The following is a 17,375-nucleotide window of genomic DNA, read 5'->3' as shown; positions in this document are numbered from 1 at the left end:
CCACATTCTACGAGCGCGGGGCGGTCCGCGTCCACTCCGTTGACCGCCGGAGGTGCCCGGTATGGCGCGGGGCTGCCTACTTCTGCCGGCGCGCCATGAAGGCGAGGCGCTCGAACAGCATTACGTCCTGCTCGTTCTTCAACAGCGCGCCATGGAGCGGCGGGATCGCCTTGGCGGGATCGCGGGACTGCAGAACCTCCAGCGGCATATCTTCATGCAGGATCAGCTTCAGCCAATCGAGCAGCTCGCTGGTGGACGGCCGCTTTTTCAGACCTGGCACGTCGCGGATCTCGTAGAATAGATCGAGCGCACGGGCGACGACGAGTTTCTGGATATCGGGAAAATGCACGTCGATGATCGCCTGCATCGTGTCGCGTTCGGGAAATTTGATGTAATGGAAAAAGCAGCGGCGCAGAAACGCGTCGGGTAGATCCTTCTCGTTGTTCGAGGTGATGACGACGATCGGCCGTTCCGCGGCACGGACCGTTTCGCCCGTTTCGTAAACATGGAATTCCATCCGATCGAGTTCCTGGAGCAGATCGTTCGGGAACTCGATATCGGCCTTGTCAATTTCGTCGATCAACAGCACGGGAAGAGTGGGGCTGGTAAATGCTTCCCACAACTTCCCCTTGCGAATGTAGTTGCCGATCTCGTGCACCCGCGGATCGCCGAGTTGGCCATCCCGCAGCCGCGCCACTGCATCATATTCGTAAAGCCCCTGTTGCGCCTTGGTTGTGGACTTGACGTTCCATTCGATCAGCGGCGCGCCCACCGCCTTGGCGATCTCATAGGCGAGCACGGTCTTGCCGGTGCCCGGCTCCCCTTTCACAAGCAGCGGGCGCCGCAAGGTTACGGCGGCATTGACGGCGACCTTGAGGTCCGCTGTCGCGATATAGTTTTGGGTGCCTTCGAAGCGCATGGTGCCGAAGTGGGGAGAAAGTTGCGCCGGCGCAAGCTGCTCGATCAGCCGCGCTGACGGGCGCCTGCGCGAGCTTCCAGCAGATCCCACAGCGCACGGTGCTGTGCGAACACCTGCTGAGCGCCGAACAGCATCGCGCGCTCGAGCGCCGACTCGCGGGCGAGGACGTCCACTACCGTTACCGTTTCTGCGGGAATGGGAAGCTCTGGCCGGGCAGACGCGACGCCGAAATGCGCAGCGGCCAGATCCAGCATCGCGCGGATCGGGACCCAATCGATAGCAAGCGCGATCGCCGCCCCGGTGGCACAGCCGGTGCGATCGGACTGGGCCAGCATGTCCATCGCATGGCGCTGCGCGGCGGCGGCAGCTTCGCTTTCAGCATGGCCGGGCGTGCGCGGCAACGGGCCGGCGGCAGCAGCGAGCCGGACCAACCGGGTCCGCTCCGCTACAAAGGCATCGGCGGCGGCTTCAATCCAACCCTGTTCCAGTGGACGCACGGCGTGTCGGCGGGCAAAATCGATCAGGCCAGGATGGCGGCCGTGCAGCCGGGCAACATGATGCACCGCGTCAGCCAGATCGCGTAGCGACGCATTGCCGCGTGCGAGCGCGGTGAGGTGCGGATGCGTGGTGCTGCCATCGCTGGCGGCGAGTGTGCCCATCGCCCCCCATGCGCCGGCCAAGGATGCGGACTGTACGATATCGACCGGCATGTTGTTCCTCGAATGGATCAAGCATCACGTTGCTGCTGCGAGCAATGCTTCGTCGCATGCGGGGATATACCGAAGCGCGTAGAAAGATGGTTACGCGTCGATTAATCTTGAATTCTCTCGAAAAGGCCCCGGCATCCTTGCTGGGGCCCTTTGTCGACGACTTACTGGTCGAGGAAGCTGCGCATCTTGCGGCTGCGGCTCGGATGCTTGAGCTTGCGCAGTGCCTTGGCCTCGATCTGGCGGATACGCTCGCGCGTCACCGAGAATTGCTGGCCGACTTCTTCCAGCGTGTGATCGGTGTTCATGCCGATGCCGAAGCGCATGCGCAGTACGCGTTCCTCGCGCGGGGTGAGGCTCGCCAGGACGCGGGTGACCGTTTCCTTGAGGTTCGCCTGGATCGCCGCGTCTACGGGAATGATCGCGTTCTTGTCCTCGATGAAGTCGCCCAGATGGCTGTCTTCCTCGTCGCCGATCGGCGTTTCGAGGCTGATCGGCTCCTTGGCGATCTTCATCACCTTGCGCACCTTTTCGAGCGGCATGCTCAGGCGCTCCGCCATTTCCTCGGGCGTGGGCTCGCGGCCCTGTTCGTGGAGGAACTGGCGGCTGGTGCGGACCAGCTTGTTGATCGTCTCGATCATGTGCACCGGGATGCGAATGGTGCGCGCCTGATCCGCGATCGAGCGGGTGATTGCCTGGCGGATCCACCAGGTCGCATAGGTGCTGAACTTGTAGCCGCGGCGATATTCGAACTTATCCACCGCCTTCATCAGGCCGATATTGCCCTCCTGGATGAGGTCCAGGAACTGCAGGCCGCGATTGGTGTACTTCTTGGCGATCGAAATCACGAGGCGGAGATTGGCCTCGACCATCTCCTTCTTCGCGATGCGCGCCTCGCGCTCGCCCTTCTGCACCATGTTGACGATGCGACGGAACTCGGTGAGCGTCATGCCCGTCTGCTGGGCGATCTCGCTCATCTCGGTGCGGATGCGGTCGACCGAGGCGCTTTCGTTCTCGACGAACGCCTTCCACTTCTTGTCGACGCCGACGACGGTGGGCAGCCAGTTCTCGTCCAGCTCGTGATCGACATAGCGATCCAGGAAGTCCTTGCGGCTGACCTTGTGGCGCTCGGCAAGACGCAGCATCTGGCCGCCCAGCGCGGTCAGGCGCCGGTTGAAGCTGTAGAGCTGGTCGACGAGATACTCGATCTTCGCTTGGTGGAACTGGACGCTCTCTACCTCGGCGGTCAGCTCCTCGCGGAGCTTGTTGTACTTCTTTTCCTCGGCGGCCGGAAATTCCTCGCCGGCCGACATGGTGTCGAGCCGCTGCTGCTGGACCTTGCCGAACTTCTTGTAGATCGCGGTGATGTTCGCGAACTTCTCGAGCGCCTGCGGCTTCAGCTGCTCTTCCATCTGGGCGAGCGAGAGGGTGTTGTCCTCCTCCTCGTCGTCCGAGGGGCGGCGGGCGCGGCGTTCGGTCAGCTCGTCATCGTCGTCCGAGGCGACCTCTTCCGGCTCTTCCTCTTCCTTGAAGGTCGGGCCGGTGCTCGATTCGCTGATCTCGCCATTGTCGTCCTCGGCGCCCTCGACCTGCTCGGCCGACGGACCCTTGGAGAGCATGGCGTCGAGATCGAGGATCTCGCGCAGCTGCATCGTGCCTTCGTTGAGCGCGGTCGACCAGCCGATGATCGCGTTGAACGTGATCGGCGACTCGCAGAGCCCCAGGATCATCGTGTCGCGACCGGCCTCGATGCGCTTGGCGATGGCGATTTCGCCTTCGCGGCTGAGCAGCTCGACGGCGCCCATCTCGCGCAGGTACATGCGCACCGGATCGTCGGTGCGATCGACGGTTTCCTTCTTCTTCGCGACTTCGAAGGCAGGTGCGGAATCGTCGCTGGTGTCGGCGGCTTCCGAATCGTCGGCCGAATCGTCCTCGGACTCGGCGTCCTCGCCGGCGTCCTCGTTCTCGACGACGTTGATGCCCATGTCGTTGAGCGCAGCCATCACGTCCTCGATCTGCTCCGAGGACATCTGGTCCTGCGGCAGCATCTCGTTGAGCTGGTCGACGGTGATGTAACCGCGCTTCTTGGCACGCGCGACCAGCTTCTTGATCGAACCCTCGTTCAGATCGATCAGCGGCGCGTCACTCGTGTCTGCCGTGTCCGTGACGTCTGCCATGTTCGCCTTCGCCATCAAATCCCTCGAAACTCAGATGGCGGCAATTTTACACCGCCTCTATTCCTCAAAAACGCCGTCTTCCGCAAGCATCAGATTCGCGAGCCGATCCTGAAGTTCCTGCCGCTGCCGCGAAAGCGCCACCTGGCGGGCGAACGCTTCCTCGGTACCGTCGCGCATCAGTGCAGCAGTCGCCTCGGCGAGCGCCACGTCGACGGCGGGCTGCGCCGCCATCACCGCGATCGCCTCGCCCAGATCCTCGCGCGCCTTCGCCACGTCGGCCGCGGGCCGCGTGAAGGAGAAGGGGAGCGTGTCTGCACGGAGCAACTCGCTTGCCACTGAATCGAAACCGGACCTAGCCAATATGGTGAGGAAATCCTCGCTATCAAGTTGACGAAGGCCCGGATTGGTAAGCGCCACCTCGACAACGGCTTCGAATAGCCGGCCGAGCGCGCCCGATGCACTACGCAGACTCCCGAGGATCTCCATGTGGCGGGCGATCTCGACCGGGTGGCGGATCAGCCCCGCGAGGACGGCGCGTGCCAATATGGGATCGAGCCCGCTCGCCTGCACGCCCTTGATCAGATGCGAGGGTGGGGCCTCGGGCGGCTGCCAGACGCCGCGGGCGTTGCGGGTGCCGCGCGGCTGCGGGCGGGCGGGCGAGGGGCCGCGCTGGTCCTTGCGGAACTCGCGCGGACCGCGGCCGAACTGCTGGTCGGCACGGGCGCGAAATTCCGCGATATATTCGTGCTTTACGTTCGGATCCTGGATCTGCTCGGCAAGTTCGGTGAGGCGGCGCTTGAGGCCGGCGCGCTGCTCGGGCGTGTCCAGCGGGCCGGCGGCGACTTCGCTCGCCCAGAGGCGATCGACCAGCGGCTCGGGTTTCGCGAGCAGCGCCTCGAACGCGGCCGGGCCCTGCGCGCGGACGAGGTCGTCCGGGTCGAGGCCTTGCGGCAGCGTCACGAAGGCGAGGCTGCGGCCGGGCGCGAGCATCGGCAGCGCGCGGTGGGCGGCGCGGAGCGCGGCCTTCTGCCCGGCGCTGTCACCGTCGAAGCAGAGCAGGGGGACTTCGGACAGCCGCCACAGCCGCTCGAGCTGGTGTTCGGTGAGCGCGGTGCCGAGCGGGGCCACCACCTCGCCGAACCCCGCCTGGGCGAGCGCGATCACGTCCATATAGCCCTCGACCGCGATCACCCGGTCGGCCTTGCGCGCGGCGGCCTGGGCGCGATCGAGATTGTAGAGCGTGCGGCCCTTGTCGAAGAGCGGGGTCTCGGGCGAGTTGAGGTATTTGGGCTCGCCCTCGCCGATGATGCGGCCGCCGAACGCGATCGTCCGGCCGCGCACGTCGCGGATCGGGATCATCAGCCGGCCGCGGAAGCGGTCGTACGGCTCCTTGCCCTCGACGGCGATCAGCATGCCGGATTCGATCAGCATCGGATCGCCATAGGATTTCAGCGCTTCCTTGAGCTTGCCGCGCGAATCGGGGGCGAAGCCCAGGCCGAAGGTCCGCGCGGTCTCGGGGGTGATGCCGCGGCGCTGGAGCACGGCGCGGGCCTCGGCGCCTTCGATGCCGTTCAGCCGCTCGGTGAACCAGGTGGCGGCGTCGCCCATCAGCTCGTGCAGGCCCTTGGCGCGCTCGGCCTTCTCGGCGGCGCGGCGGTCCTGCTCGGGCATGTCGAGCCCGGCGGCCTGGGCCAGTTCCTTCACCGCATCGATGAAGGGCAGGCCGCGCTGGTCGGTCATCCAGCGGATCGCATCGCCATGCGCGCCGCAGCCGAAGCAATGATAGAAGCCCTTGTCGTCGTTGACGTAGAAGCTGGGGGTCTTCTCGTTGTGGAACGGGCAGCAGGCGCGGAACTCCTTGCCCGCCCGCTGCAGCTTCACCGACTTGGCGATGAGAGTGGAGAGCGTGGTGCGGGCGCGGAGCTCGTCGAGAAAGGCGGGGGTGAGGGACACTGGTGCGTGATGCGCCTTTGTGAGTGAGTCGGGAAGGTGAGGGCGGTAGGCAGGCGACCGATCACCCACCCCCTTCCGCCGCTGCGCGGCTCCCTCCCCTCCCTTGGAAGGGAGGGGGAACGATGGGGCCTAGCGCTCCCCCTCCCTTCCAAGGGAGGGGGCCGGGGGGTGGGTGACGCCTCGGTTCCACTGCCGAATGGGTAGACCGCGTGCGCGATCCGCGATCGTCTGGAGGACGCCGTCCAGGTTGGTGGCGACCTCGTGGTTGGTGAAGCGGAGCACCGTATAACCCAGCTGCGCCAGCCCGATGTCGCGGTCGCGATCCGCGTCCGCGTCATGGGTGTCGCCGTCGATCTCGATCACCAAGCCGATGCTCGGGCAGCAGAAATCGAGGATTGCCGGTTCGATGACGTGCTGGAAGCGGAACTTCAGATCTTCAAGCTGGGAGGCGCGAAGGCGCTGCCAGAGCTTCTGCTCCATCGGCGTGGGATTGTGGCGAAGCTCTTTCGCGCGCGTCTGCATCCAGAGCTTGCTATGTGTGAACATGCACCCGCCCCCCCGACCCCCTCCCTTGGAAGGGAGGGGGAGCTTTTGTCTCAGCTCAGCGCCGCCTTCACCAGCGCGCTGGCCTTGCTCATGTCGAGCTGCGCCGCGTGGCGGGCCTTCAACTCGGCCATCACCCGGCCCATGTCCTTCATGCCGCTTGCGCCCAGCTCGGCCTTGATCGCCTCGATCGCCGCGGTCGTCTCCGCCTCGCTCATCTGCTGCGGCAGGAAGCGCTCGATCACCACCACTTCGGCTGCCTCGGCGTCGGCGAGTTCCTGCCGCCCGCCCTTCACATACATGTCGATCGATTCGCGCCGCTGCTTGACCATCTTCTGCAGCACCTCGACGACCAGCACGTCGTCGTCCTCGGGTGCCTTGCCGGTGCGGGCCTCGATGTCGCGGTTCTTGATCGCGCTCTGGATCAGGCGGATCGTGGCGGTCGACGCCTTGTCCCCGCCCTTCATGGCGGTCACCAGCGCAGCCTTGATGTCGTCGCGAATCATTCGTGGTCTCTCGATCTTGTCCGGGAAAGCGCGGAGACATAGCCGAATGCCACAAAACTTAACAGATTGACGCACCCGCCCATGGGGTCTAGCGGGCGGCCCTTAGCAACATCGCAAAACCCAAAGCAGGAGTGCCCGCCCCAAATGGCCGACGCCAAACCCTTGTCCATGCCCGTTGGAGCCACGGGCGTTCTGGTTCTGGCGAGCGGCGAGATATTGTGGGGTCGAGGATTCGGTGCCGAAGGCGATGCCGTCGGCGAGGTGTGCTTCCACACCGCGATGACCGGCTATCAGGAGATCATGACCGACCCGAGCTTCGCCGGTCAGATCATCAATTTCACCTTCCCGCATATCGGCAATGTCGGCGCCAACCCCGACGACATCGAGGCCGACGATCCCCATGCGCTGGGCATGATCGTCCGCGAGGACGTGACCGAGCCGTCGAACTTCCGCAGCACCGAGCATCTCGATGCCTGGATGGCGAAGCACCAGCGCATCGGCCTGTCGGGCATCGACACCCGCGCGCTCACCCGCCGTATCCGCCTGGGCGGCGCGCCGAACGGCGTGATCGCGCACTCCAAGGAGGGCAAGTTCGACCTCGACGCGCTGCTCGAAAAGGCGCGCGCCTGGCCGGGGCTGGAGGGGATGGACCTCGCCGTCACCGTGTCGTGCGAGACGCATTTCGGCTGGGAAGGCGGCGTGTGGAAGCTCGGCGCCGGCTATGACACCAGCCGCCCCGCAGCCAAGCGCCCGCAGGTCGTCGCGATCGACTATGGCTCGAAGCGCAACATCTTCCGCAACCTGGTGAAGGCCGGTGCGGACGTGACCGTGCTGCCCGCCACCGCCACCTTCGAGCAGGTGATGGCGTTCAACCCGGACGGCTTCTTCCTCTCCAACGGCCCGGGCGATCCCGCCGCGACCGGCGAATATGCCGTGCCGGTGATCCGCCAGCTGCTCGAGACCGGCAAGCCGCTGTTCGGCATCTGCCTCGGCCACCAGCTGCTCGGCCTCGCAGTGGGCGCGCAGACCACCAAGATGTTCCAGGGCCATCGCGGCGCCAATCATCCGGTCAAGCGGCTGGAAGACGGCGCGGTGGAGATCACCTCCATGAACCACGGCTTCGCCGTCGAGCGCGAGAGCCTGCCGGAGGGTGTGCGCGAGACGCATGTGTCGCTGTTCGACGGCTCCAACGCCGGCATCGCGCTCACCGACCGCCCGGCGTTCAGCGTGCAATACCACCCCGAGGCCAGCCCGGGCCCGCAGGACAGCCTCTATCTGTTCGAGCGGTTCGTGGGGATGATGGCGTGAGAGCGACCTTCGACGAGGCTAAAGATATCGTTCTCGTCGCTGCGTACGAGACGCTATACGGCTTTGCAGATTGGGACAGCCTAGGAGCAGACGACATCCAGGCGCGCTTGGATAACGTATTCGCGCTGGGCTTTACGCGCAGAGTACTAACTAGTCTGACTGACTCAGGGCTCATTGGCCTTGTTGGGACTGGTCAATTCGAGAATGATGGCCCTGTTTCTTACTCTCTCACGGACGAGGGTTTGCAAGCGGCGGAGCGTTTGCCTTCACTGAGAAATTTGATTGCGCGACTCAAAGATTACAACGAGCGGAGTCAAAGTGAGGTTGAGATTCCGGCCTCTGATCGCATTGTAAGCCTCAGCCATAATCAGGTCGAAGAGGCTGTTCGTCCGGTAAACGAGCTTATTGACGCTCTTGAGCAGGACAATGGCGATCCTGAGCAGCCAGGGCTTCGTGAAAGATTGCTTGGCCAAATCAAGGCTGGGCGTGAGTTGATACGTGCAGGCGAATTTCGCGTGTACTTGCTTTACGAAGTGCTCGTGCGCGCTCTTTCAGAACTGATTGATCGCTACAAAAATCCAACAATCAAGGCTTTGGCCAACGCCCTGCTGGGTGCGGTTGTCAGCCAGATGATGCAGAGTAACTAATGCCCAAGCGCACCGACATCTCCTCCATCCTCGTCATCGGCGCGGGGCCGATCGTTATCGGTCAGGCGTGCGAGTTCGATTATTCGGGCACGCAGGCGATCAAGGCCCTGAAGGAAGAGGGCTATCGCATCGTCCTGGTCAATTCGAACCCGGCGACGATCATGACCGATCCCGAGCTGGCCGACGCGACCTATATCGAGCCGATCACCCCCGCGGTCGTCGCCAAGATCATCGAGAAGGAGCGGCCCGACGCCGTCCTGCCGACGATGGGCGGCCAGACCGCGCTCAACACCGCGCTCGCGCTGTTCCGCGACGGCACGCTGGAGAAGTTCGGCGTGACGATGATCGGCGCCGATGCCGATGCGATCGACAAGGCCGAGGATCGGCTGAAGTTCAAGGACGCGATGACCAAGATCGGGCTCGAAAGCGCCCGCTCGGCGATCGCGCACACCGAGGCCGAGGCGCTGACCGCGCTCGACCATGTCGGCCTGCCGGCGATCATCCGCCCCAGCTTCACCATGGGCGGCTCGGGCGGCGGCATCGCCTATAATCGCGAGGAATTCATCGCGATCGTGCGCTCGGGGCTCGACCTGTCGCCGACCACCGAGGTGCTGATCGAGGAATCGCTGCTCGGCTGGAAGGAATATGAGATGGAGGTCGTCCGGGATCGGAACGACAATGCCATCATCGTCTGCTCGATCGAGAATATCGATCCGATGGGCACGCACACCGGCGATTCGATCACCGTCGCGCCGGCGCTGACGCTGACCGACAAGGAATACCAGATCATGCGCAATGCATCGATCGCGTGTCTCCGGGAGATCGGCGTCGAGACCGGCGGTTCGAACGTGCAGTTCGCGGTCAATCCGAAGGACGGCCGCCTGATCGTGATCGAGATGAACCCGCGCGTCAGCCGTTCCTCGGCGCTGGCGTCCAAGGCGACCGGCTTCCCGATCGCCAAGGTCGCGGCCAAGCTGGCGGTGGGCTACACGCTCGACGAGATCGACAACGACATCACCGGCGCCACCCCGGCGAGCTTCGAGCCGACGATCGATTACGTCGTCACCAAGATCCCGCGTTTCGCCTTCGAGAAGTTCAAGGGCGCCGAGGCGGTGCTGGGCACGGCGATGAAGTCGGTCGGCGAAGTGATGGCGATCGGCCGTTCGATCCACGAATCGATCCAGAAGGCGCTGCGCGGGCTGGAGACCGGCCTCAGCGGCTTCAACGATGTCGACCGGCTGGTCGGCGCGCCGCGCGACGTGATCGAGGCGGCGCTGACCGTCCGCTCGCCCGACCGGCTGCTGATCGCCGCGCAGGCGATGCGAGAGGGCTTCAGCGTCAAGGAGGTCCAGCGCTTCACCAGCTACGACCCCTGGTTCCTCGAGCGGATCGCCGAGATCCTCGACGCCGAGAAGGACGTCGCCACCAACGGTCTGCCGCAGGACGCGGCGGGCATGCGCCGCCTCAAGGCGATGGGCTTCAGCGACAAGCGGCTGGCCTATCTTGCGCTCAAGTCGGTCAATCTCCGCGCGGGCAGCGAAGCGATGGCGCGCAGCTCGGGGCTGATCGGCGAGGTGGCCAACGCCATCTCCGGCGGCGTGACCGAGGCCGAGGTGCGCAAGCTGCGCCACCGGCTGGGCGTGCGCCCCGTGTTCAAGCGGATCGACACCTGCGCGGCCGAGTTCGAGGCGAAGACGCCCTATATGTACTCGACCTATGAGGCGCCGAGCTTCGGCGAGCCCGAGAACGAGGCCGAGCCGAGCGACCGCCGCAAGGTGGTGATCCTCGGCGGCGGTCCGAACCGGATCGGGCAGGGCATCGAGTTCGACTATTGCTGCTGCCACGCCTGCTTCGCGCTGGCGGACGCGGGCTATGAGACGATCATGGTCAACTGCAACCCGGAGACGGTGAGCACCGACTATGACACCTCGGACCGGCTCTATTTCGAGCCGCTGACCGCCGAGGACGTGCTCGAGATCCTCGAGGTCGAGAAGTCGAAGGGCGAGCTGGTCGGCGTGATCGTCCAGTTCGGCGGCCAGACCCCGCTCAACCTCGCCAAGGCGCTGGAGGATGCGGGCATCCCGATCCTCGGCACCAGCCCCGACGCGATCGACCTGGCCGAGGACCGCGAGCGCTTCGCCGATCTCGTCGCCAAGCTGGGCCTCAAGCAGCCCGCCAACGGCATCGCCCGCAGCCGCGACGAGGCGGTGCGCGTCGCCGAGCGGATCGGCTATCCGGTGCTGATGCGGCCGAGCTATGTGCTGGGCGGCCGGGCGATGGAGATCGTCGACAGCCTCCAGCAGCTCGACGACTATATCCAGACTGCGGTGCAGGTCTCGGGCGACTCGCCGGTGCTGATCGACCAGTATCTGCGCGACGCGATCGAGGTGGACGTGGACGCGATCGCCGACGGCACCGACGTCGTCGTCGCGGGCGTGCTCCAGCATATCGAGGAAGCCGGCGTCCATTCGGGCGACAGCGCCTGCTCGATCCCGCCCTACAGCCTGCCCAAGGAGATCATCGCCGAGATCGAGCGCCAGACCGTGGCGCTGGCCCGTGCGCTCAAGGTCAAGGGGCTGATGAACATCCAGTTCGCGGTCAAGGACGGCGAGGTCTACCTGATCGAGGTCAACCCGCGCGCCAGCCGCACGGTGCCGTTCGTCGCCAAGGCGATCGGGGCGCCGATCGCCAAGATCGCGAGCCGGGTGATGGCGGGCGAGAAGCTGGCGACCCTGCCCAAGATCGACCGCGACATCGATTATATCGCGGTGAAGGAAGCGGTGTTCCCCTGGGCGCGCTTCCCCGGCGTCGATCCGGTGCTCTCGCCCGAGATGAAGTCGACCGGCGAGGTGATGGGCATCGACCGCGACTTCGCGACCGCCTTCGCCAAGTCGCAGCTCGGCGCGGGCACGGTGCTGCCGGACGGCGGCACGGTGTTCGTCAGCGTCAAGCAGGGCGACAAGGCGGTGGTGCTGCCGGGGGTGAAGATCCTGGCCGATCTCGGCTTCAAGATCATCGCGACCAGCGGCACGGCCGAGTTCCTGGCGGCCGAGGGGATCGCGGTTGAGACGGTGAACAAGGTGGCGCAGGGCCGCCCGCACATCGTCGACCGCATCCAGGACGGCGACGTGGCGCTGATCTTCAACACCACCGAGGGCTGGCAGTCGCTGAAGGACTCGATGAGCATCCGCGCCTCGGCGCTGGCGCAGAAGGTGCCCTATTTCACCACGGCGCCGGGCAGCGTCGCGGCGGCGCGGGCGATCGCGGCGATGCGGCAGAACCCGTTCGGCGTGCAGCCAATTCAAGCCTATTTCGCTTCGCGCGGGTGAAATTCGGGAGGCGTGCGGTTCTATCGTTCGCCTCCCACTTGCGGGAGAATCCTGGGGGAGGGGCGGAAGCTGTTCAGCGCTTCTTCCGCGTCGATCTCCCCCCTGACTCCTCCCGCTTGCGGGAGGGGAGCGCAAGCCCATTGGCAGTGAACTAAAGATTGCTTTTACGCTCCCCGCCTTGATGTTTCGGGTGCCGCACCTTACAATTCGCGTTCGCACAATGGATTTCCCCAACCGATGTGAATGTGCGGACGTCGTTTTCGGGCGATGGTCGGTCCCCGGGGGCGTATTGAAGGACTAGGGCGTATGGCGACCGTCGAAAAGATGCCGATGCTGGCCGAAGGCTATCAGAAGCTCAGCGAGGAGCTGAAGCGGTTGAAGGCCGAGCGGCCGTTGATCGTCGACGCGATCGAGGAAGCGCGCGCCCATGGCGACCTTTCCGAAAACGCCGAGTACCATGCCGCCAAGGAACGGCAGGGCCAGGTCGAAGCTTCGATCAACGATATCGAGGACAAGCTGAGCCGCGCCCAGATCATTGATCCGAAGGAGCTGTCGGGCGACAAGGTCGTGTTCGGCGCGACCGTGACGCTGCTCGACGAAGACGACAAACCGGTGAAGTACCAGATTGTCGGTCAGACTGAAGCCGATGCGAGTAAGGGTCGCATCTCGTACAATTCGCCGATCGGCCGAGCGCTGATTGGTCGGAAGGTCGACGAGGAAGTCGAAGTTTCGGTGCCTGCGGGCGACCGTTACTATCTGGTCTCCAAGATCGAGTTCATCTGAGGAATTCGATGCGGTCGCTGAGTGCTACGACGGCGATCGTCGCCATCACCGTCGTGGTGAGCCTGCTAGTCAGCGTCGCCCCCAATACGCTCGAAATCCAGTATCTGGCTGGCTTCCTGCCGGCGCGCCTGACTGGCGGCGTGGCAATGCCCGCGGCCTGGACCGTACCGGCGCTACTGACGCCGCTTTCCTCCACATTAATCCATGCCGGGTTCTTCCACCTGGGCATGAACATGCTGATGTTGGGTTATACCGGCCGGGAAGCGGAGCGGGCGCTTGGCGGCAAGGGACTGATTACCCTGTACCTGATCGGCGCCTATGCCGCGGCCGCTACGCAGTGGCTGGCCGATCCAATGTCGACCGCTCCTATGATTGGTGCCAGCGGAGCGACCTCAGCGGTGGTGGGCGCCTATTCGCTGCTGTTCGGGCGGCAGCGTGCAAAGGCGATCGGGCCTATCCCGGCGCCGGTGGTTCACATTGCTTGGCTGGCCGCGGCATGGATCGGCCTTAACTTGCTGATGGGCTTTGCTTTCGTCCAGGGTGGCGTAGATGTCGCCATCTGGGCGCATATCGGCGGCTTCCTGGTTGGACTTGCGCTGGCGCGGCCGCTGCTGCTGTGGCGCTGGCGGCACGCCTGAGCGCAAGTTTCGCTATACCCCCTCCCGCACGCAGGAGGGGGTGAACCGTTCGGGGCTGGATTAGCCTTTGGTCGCTTCCGCGTCCGGATCCAGCATGCGGTGGAGATGGACCACCACATAACGCATCTCAGCATCGTCGACGGTCCGCTGCGCGGCAGCGCGCCACGCCTTTTCGGCGCTTGCATAGTCGGGGAAGATGCCGACAACATCAAGTTTTGAGGGATCGACGAAATCAAGGGTCGTCGGATCGGCCACGCGGCCGCCGAAAACCAGATGAAGCTTGCTCATTGCGCCTCCTGGGGTGGGGTTGCCGCAGCCCTTACCGGGACTGCGGCCCTTCGCTCAACCCCCTTATAGGCGGATCAACGGCTACTCGTAGCGTCCTTGGCCGCGTCGATTACGGTGCCGAACAGTGCCGAGACGCGCTCCTTGGTGGCATCGCTGTTCGGGATCAGCGATTCTATCTGTTCGCGGCCGCTTTCCTTTGCGGCCTGAACGGCGGCGGCGGCGCCGTCGGCAAGCTTGCGGCCGAGCGGCTCCAGTGCCGCCTTTTCGCGCTCGAACCGCGGCAGCAGCATGCCGATCAGCACGCCCACCGCAACGCCGCCGGCAAGCAGCAGCGCGGGATTTTCGGTAAGGCGCAATCCGGTGTCGGTGTCGGTTTCGGTGTTGATGCTCATGGCGTCATCCTTCTGCGTTGCTGTTTTGCGTAGCCGAACCCTTGGGGAGGCCGGCGGTTTCGTGTTTGCCCTTGCGGAAGATGTCGACGATCCACCCACGGGCGAAGACGAGCCCGATGCCGCTGGTCACCGCCGCTGCCAGCCAGGGGCGGGTGCGAACCGCCTCCGTGCCCTCGCGGGCAATGCTAGTGACGCTCTGCTTGGCGTTTTCCACCGCCTCCTGGGCGAGATTCGCCGGCTTGAGCCGCTGTTGCAGCGTGCCGACGGTGCCCATCAGCTTGTCCCGCGCGGCGCGAGCACGCACCCTAGCCGCGTCGGGGTCGCGGGGTACTGTCATTGTGTCGCTCCCATGGCTTTGCGGAAGCCCCGCGCCGCCGCCCAACCGAGCAGCGTCGCTACGACCAGACTGATGCCCACGACGATCAGCGTCGCCCAGCCGGGGCCGACCTGCGTGGCAAGCGTCAGGATTGCCCCCACGATAAGACCGATCGCCGCCGCGAGCGCCAGCGCGAAGGCAAGGATGGCGGCGATTGCCGCGCCCTTCATCTCGGCCAGTTTTAGCCGGGTGACCGCCTTTAAGTAATCGACCTCGGCACGGGCGTAGTCCTTGGCGTCTTCGGTGAGTTGGCCGATCAGCTCACCGATACCGGCGTCTTCCGTTCGGGGCGCTTCCATGCCCTTTTTTGCTCGTCCTTAGCTCTGGGTGGTGCCGGGGGACGCCGACGGACCAGTGCCGAAGCCGACGGGATCCACGGTGATATCTTCGGCTGTGCCGGCGGTAGCGGTGCTGCCCGTCGTTGTGCCGCCGTTTCCGCCGGTGGTGCCTTCACCGCCGGCCGCCTCGATGCCCGACTTGATGACGCGGGCAAGCACGAAGCCAAGCGCGGCTGCCGTGCCGACCGCGATCGCCGGGCTTTTCTTCACGAAGTCGGTTGCTTCGTTCAGCAGATCGTCGACGTCCCTTGCGCGCAGCGACTCGGCAAACCCGGCGATACCGTCCGCAGCGCTGCGAGCATATTGGCCGTATTGCTCGCCGAGCTTGGCATCAACATCGCTCGCGGCAGTGCGCATCATAGTCACTACCTCGTCGAGCGCGCTGGTGGCCCGTTCCTTGCCGTCGCCTGCAAAGCCGAGGATGCGTTCCCTCGCCTGATCGGCGAACTTGCCGGCTTCGTCCTTGATCGTATCCGATGTGGAGCGCTTCGTCTCCGCACCCTCGGTGCCGCCCGCATCGCTGCCGGTAGCGCCCATATTCCCCGCGAGCGGATCGCCCGCGATGCTGGTCGTTTCGTCTGCCATGATCAAAAACCCTCCATGCCTCGTCGAAACAACAACGGCCCCGTTTGCGAGTTCCATACGGAACCGCTAGAGGCACCGCGCGCCTCATTCCTGACATGTTACGGAGACCATGACGTGACCGCAATCATCGACGTCCACGCCCGCCAGATTCTCGACAGCCGTGGCAACCCCACGGTGGAAGTGGATGTCCTGCTGGACGATGGCAGCTTCGGCCGCGCCGCCGTGCCCTCGGGCGCCTCCACCGGTGCCCACGAGGCGGTGGAAAAGCGCGACGGCGACAAGTCCCGCTGGCTCGGCAAGGGCGTCGAAGGTGCCGTCGATGCGGTGAACGGTGAGATTGCCGAGGCGGTTCTCGGCCTCGACGCCGAAGACCAGGCCGATCTCGACCGCACCATGATCGAACTCGACGGTACCGCCAACAAGGGTCGCCTCGGCGCCAACGCCATCCTCGGCGTCAGCCTCGCCGCCGCCAAGGCCGCGGCCGATGCGCGCGGGCTGCCGCTCTATCGCTATGTCGGCGGCGTCAACGCGCACGTCCTGCCGGTGCCGATGATGAACATCATCAACGGCGGCGAGCATGCCGACAACCCGATCGACTTTCAGGAATTCATGATCGTTCCGGTCGGTGCCGAGAACATCGTCGAGGCGGTGCGCTGCGGTTCGGAAATCTTCCACACGCTGAAGAAGAAGCTGCACGAGAAGGGCCTGGCGACCGGCGTGGGCGACGAGGGCGGTTTCGCCCCCAACATCGCCTCGACCACCGAAGCGCTCGACTTCATCATGACCAGCATCGAAGCCGCCGGGTACAGGCCCGGTGACGACGTGATGCTCGCGCTCGACTGCGCCGCCACCGAATATTTCAAGGACGGCGCCTACAAGATGGTGGGCGAGGGCAAGACCCTCAGCTCGACCGAGAATGCCGAGTTCCTGGCCAAGCTCGCCGCCGACTATCCGATCTTCTCGATCGAGGACGGCATGGCCGAGGACGACTGGGAAGGCTGGAAGACGCTGACCGAGCTGCTCGGCGGCAAGGTCCAGCTGGTCGGCGACGACCTGTTCGTCACCAACCCCGAGCGCCTGCTGCGCGGCATCGAGGGCCGCTATGCCAACTCGCTGCTCGTGAAGGTCAACCAGATCGGCACGCTGACCGAGACGCTGGAGGCCGTCAGCCTTGCCCAGCGCTCGTCCTACACCGCGGTGATGTCGCACCGTTCGGGCGAGACCGAGGACGCGACGATCGCCGATCTCGCGGTCGCCACCAACTGCGGTCAGATCAAGACCGGCAGCCTCGCGCGCTCGGACCGGCTCGCCAAGTACAACCAGCTGATCCGCATCGAGGAAGAGCTGGGCGACGCGGCGGTCTATGCTGGCCGTTCGGTGCTGCGCCGCGCCTGACCCTCAGTAGGAACCGCAATCTTGCTAAGAGCCGATCGATCAGCGAAAAACACGGGCATGAAGCGCGCTTCGCCCATGTCCACGCTGCTGCGCCGCGCGGGGCTTCCCGCCGCGGCGCTGATCGCCATCGGCTTTTTCGGGTATAACGCGGTTCTGGGGCCGAACGGGATCGTCGCCGCGAAGGAAGTGCGGCACGAATTGGAAGCCAAGCAGCGCGAGTATGCGGTGCTCGACAAGAAGCGTGCCGAGCTCAAGAATCGAGTCGATCTGCTCGATCCGAAGCACGGCGCCGATCCCGACATGGTCGACGAGCTTGCTCGCAAGCAGCTCAACGTCGTCCGCCCCGACGAAGTGATCATCCCGCTCGACAAGAAGTGATCGCCGTAGCGGCACCTGTTGCCAGCCACGGCCGAGCACCTTAGGGCGGATGTACGTGGTCCGAACCCGCGCGTTGGTTGCAAGCCTTGCGAAAACGCGCGTATAGGCACCCG

Annotated in this window: 18 protein-coding genes; 7 read left to right on the top strand and 11 right to left on the bottom strand. The window is 65.0% G+C overall.

Features of this window, described 5'->3' with window-relative positions; genetic code table 11:
- Positions 1–76 precede the first annotated feature (76 nt).
- From B215_RS0101915 to B215_RS0101890, 6 genes are all read right to left on the bottom strand, one after another.
- The gene (locus B215_RS0101915) at positions 77–919 is read right to left on the bottom strand and encodes an AAA family ATPase (protein ID WP_019367939.1); all 843 of its coding nucleotides are present in this window, start codon (positions 917–919) and stop codon (positions 77–79) included.
- A gap of 44 nt (positions 920–963) precedes the next feature.
- The gene (locus tag B215_RS0101910) at positions 964–1,629 is read right to left on the bottom strand and encodes a DUF6975 family protein (RefSeq protein ID WP_050990117.1); all 666 of its coding nucleotides are present in this window, start codon (positions 1,627–1,629) and stop codon (positions 964–966) included.
- 161 nt (positions 1,630–1,790) lie between these two features.
- Positions 1,791–3,818 carry an RNA polymerase sigma factor RpoD gene (gene rpoD / locus B215_RS0101905; RefSeq protein ID WP_019367935.1) on the bottom strand — a complete coding sequence of 676 codons (2,028 nt, stop codon included), beginning with the start codon at positions 3,816–3,818 and terminating at the stop codon, positions 1,791–1,793.
- Positions 3,819–3,860: 42 nt separating this feature from the next.
- Entirely contained in the window at positions 3,861–5,756 is a 1,896-nt protein-coding gene (gene dnaG / locus B215_RS0101900; RefSeq protein WP_019367934.1) for a DNA primase, read from the bottom strand.
- A 129-nt stretch (positions 5,757–5,885) separates the two neighbouring features.
- The gene (locus B215_RS0101895) at positions 5,886–6,302 is read right to left on the bottom strand and encodes an endonuclease domain-containing protein (protein ID WP_019367933.1); all 417 of its coding nucleotides are present in this window, start codon (positions 6,300–6,302) and stop codon (positions 5,886–5,888) included.
- Between the two features lie 50 nt (positions 6,303–6,352).
- Positions 6,353–6,805 carry a GatB/YqeY domain-containing protein gene (locus B215_RS0101890; protein ID WP_019367932.1) on the bottom strand — a complete coding sequence of 151 codons (453 nt, stop codon included), beginning with the start codon at positions 6,803–6,805 and terminating at the stop codon, positions 6,353–6,355.
- Positions 6,806–6,949: 144 nt separating this feature from the next.
- On the opposite strand from B215_RS0101890, the gene carA reads away from it, so the two are divergent.
- From carA to B215_RS0101865, 5 genes are all read left to right on the top strand, one after another.
- On the top strand, positions 6,950–8,113 hold the full coding sequence (gene carA, locus B215_RS0101885; protein ID WP_019367931.1) for a glutamine-hydrolyzing carbamoyl-phosphate synthase small subunit: 1,164 nt from the start codon (positions 6,950–6,952) through the stop codon (positions 8,111–8,113).
- Positions 8,110–8,760 (top strand): hypothetical protein, encoded by a 651-nt coding sequence (locus B215_RS0101880; protein WP_019367930.1) that lies wholly within the window; start codon positions 8,110–8,112, stop codon positions 8,758–8,760. The genes carA and B215_RS0101880 overlap by 4 nt, the downstream gene beginning before the upstream one ends.
- Entirely contained in the window at positions 8,760–12,089 is a 3,330-nt protein-coding gene (gene carB, locus B215_RS0101875; protein WP_019367929.1) for a carbamoyl-phosphate synthase large subunit, read from the top strand. Before B215_RS0101880 ends, carB begins: the two co-directional genes overlap by 1 nt.
- 306 nt (positions 12,090–12,395) lie before the next feature.
- Positions 12,396–12,872, top strand: a complete 477-nt coding sequence (greA, locus tag B215_RS0101870; RefSeq protein ID WP_019367928.1) for a transcription elongation factor GreA — start codon at positions 12,396–12,398, stop codon at positions 12,870–12,872.
- An 8-nt stretch (positions 12,873–12,880) separates the two neighbouring features.
- Positions 12,881–13,510, top strand: a complete 630-nt coding sequence (locus B215_RS0101865) for a rhomboid family intramembrane serine protease (protein WP_019367927.1) — start codon at positions 12,881–12,883, stop codon at positions 13,508–13,510.
- A 60-nt stretch (positions 13,511–13,570) separates the two neighbouring features.
- Here the strand turns inward: B215_RS0101865 and B215_RS0101860 are convergent, their stop codons facing one another.
- From B215_RS0101860 to B215_RS0101840, 5 genes are all read right to left on the bottom strand, one after another.
- Entirely contained in the window at positions 13,571–13,798 is a 228-nt protein-coding gene (locus B215_RS0101860) for a DUF4170 domain-containing protein (protein ID WP_019367926.1), read from the bottom strand.
- Between the two features lie 74 nt (positions 13,799–13,872).
- Positions 13,873–14,190: a hypothetical protein gene (locus B215_RS0101855; RefSeq protein WP_019367925.1), complete on the bottom strand. Its 318-nt coding sequence runs from the start codon at positions 14,188–14,190 to the stop codon at positions 13,873–13,875.
- A 4-nt stretch (positions 14,191–14,194) separates the two neighbouring features.
- Positions 14,195–14,527: a DUF3618 domain-containing protein gene (locus B215_RS0101850; protein WP_026008840.1), complete on the bottom strand. Its 333-nt coding sequence runs from the start codon at positions 14,525–14,527 to the stop codon at positions 14,195–14,197.
- A complete protein-coding gene (locus B215_RS0101845; protein ID WP_019367923.1) occupies positions 14,524–14,865 on the bottom strand; it encodes a phage holin family protein in 342 nt (113 codons plus the stop codon). The genes B215_RS0101850 and B215_RS0101845 overlap by 4 nt, the downstream gene beginning before the upstream one ends.
- An 18-nt stretch (positions 14,866–14,883) precedes the next feature.
- A complete protein-coding gene (locus B215_RS0101840; protein WP_019367922.1) occupies positions 14,884–15,489 on the bottom strand; it encodes a hypothetical protein in 606 nt (201 codons plus the stop codon).
- Between the two features lie 114 nt (positions 15,490–15,603).
- On the opposite strand from B215_RS0101840, the gene eno reads away from it, so the two are divergent.
- Entirely contained in the window at positions 15,604–16,884 is a 1,281-nt protein-coding gene (gene eno, locus B215_RS0101835) for a phosphopyruvate hydratase (protein ID WP_019367921.1), read from the top strand.
- A 57-nt stretch (positions 16,885–16,941) separates the two neighbouring features.
- Positions 16,942–17,262, top strand: a complete 321-nt coding sequence (locus tag B215_RS0101830) for an FtsB family cell division protein (RefSeq protein WP_019367920.1) — start codon at positions 16,942–16,944, stop codon at positions 17,260–17,262.
- Positions 17,263–17,375 lie beyond the last annotated feature (113 nt).

This window comes from Sphingomonas sp. ATCC 31555, assembly GCF_000282895.1.
In the GTDB taxonomy this organism is placed as follows: domain Bacteria; phylum Pseudomonadota; class Alphaproteobacteria; order Sphingomonadales; family Sphingomonadaceae; genus Sphingomonas.
This window is presented reverse-complemented; position numbering and strand designations above follow the sequence as displayed.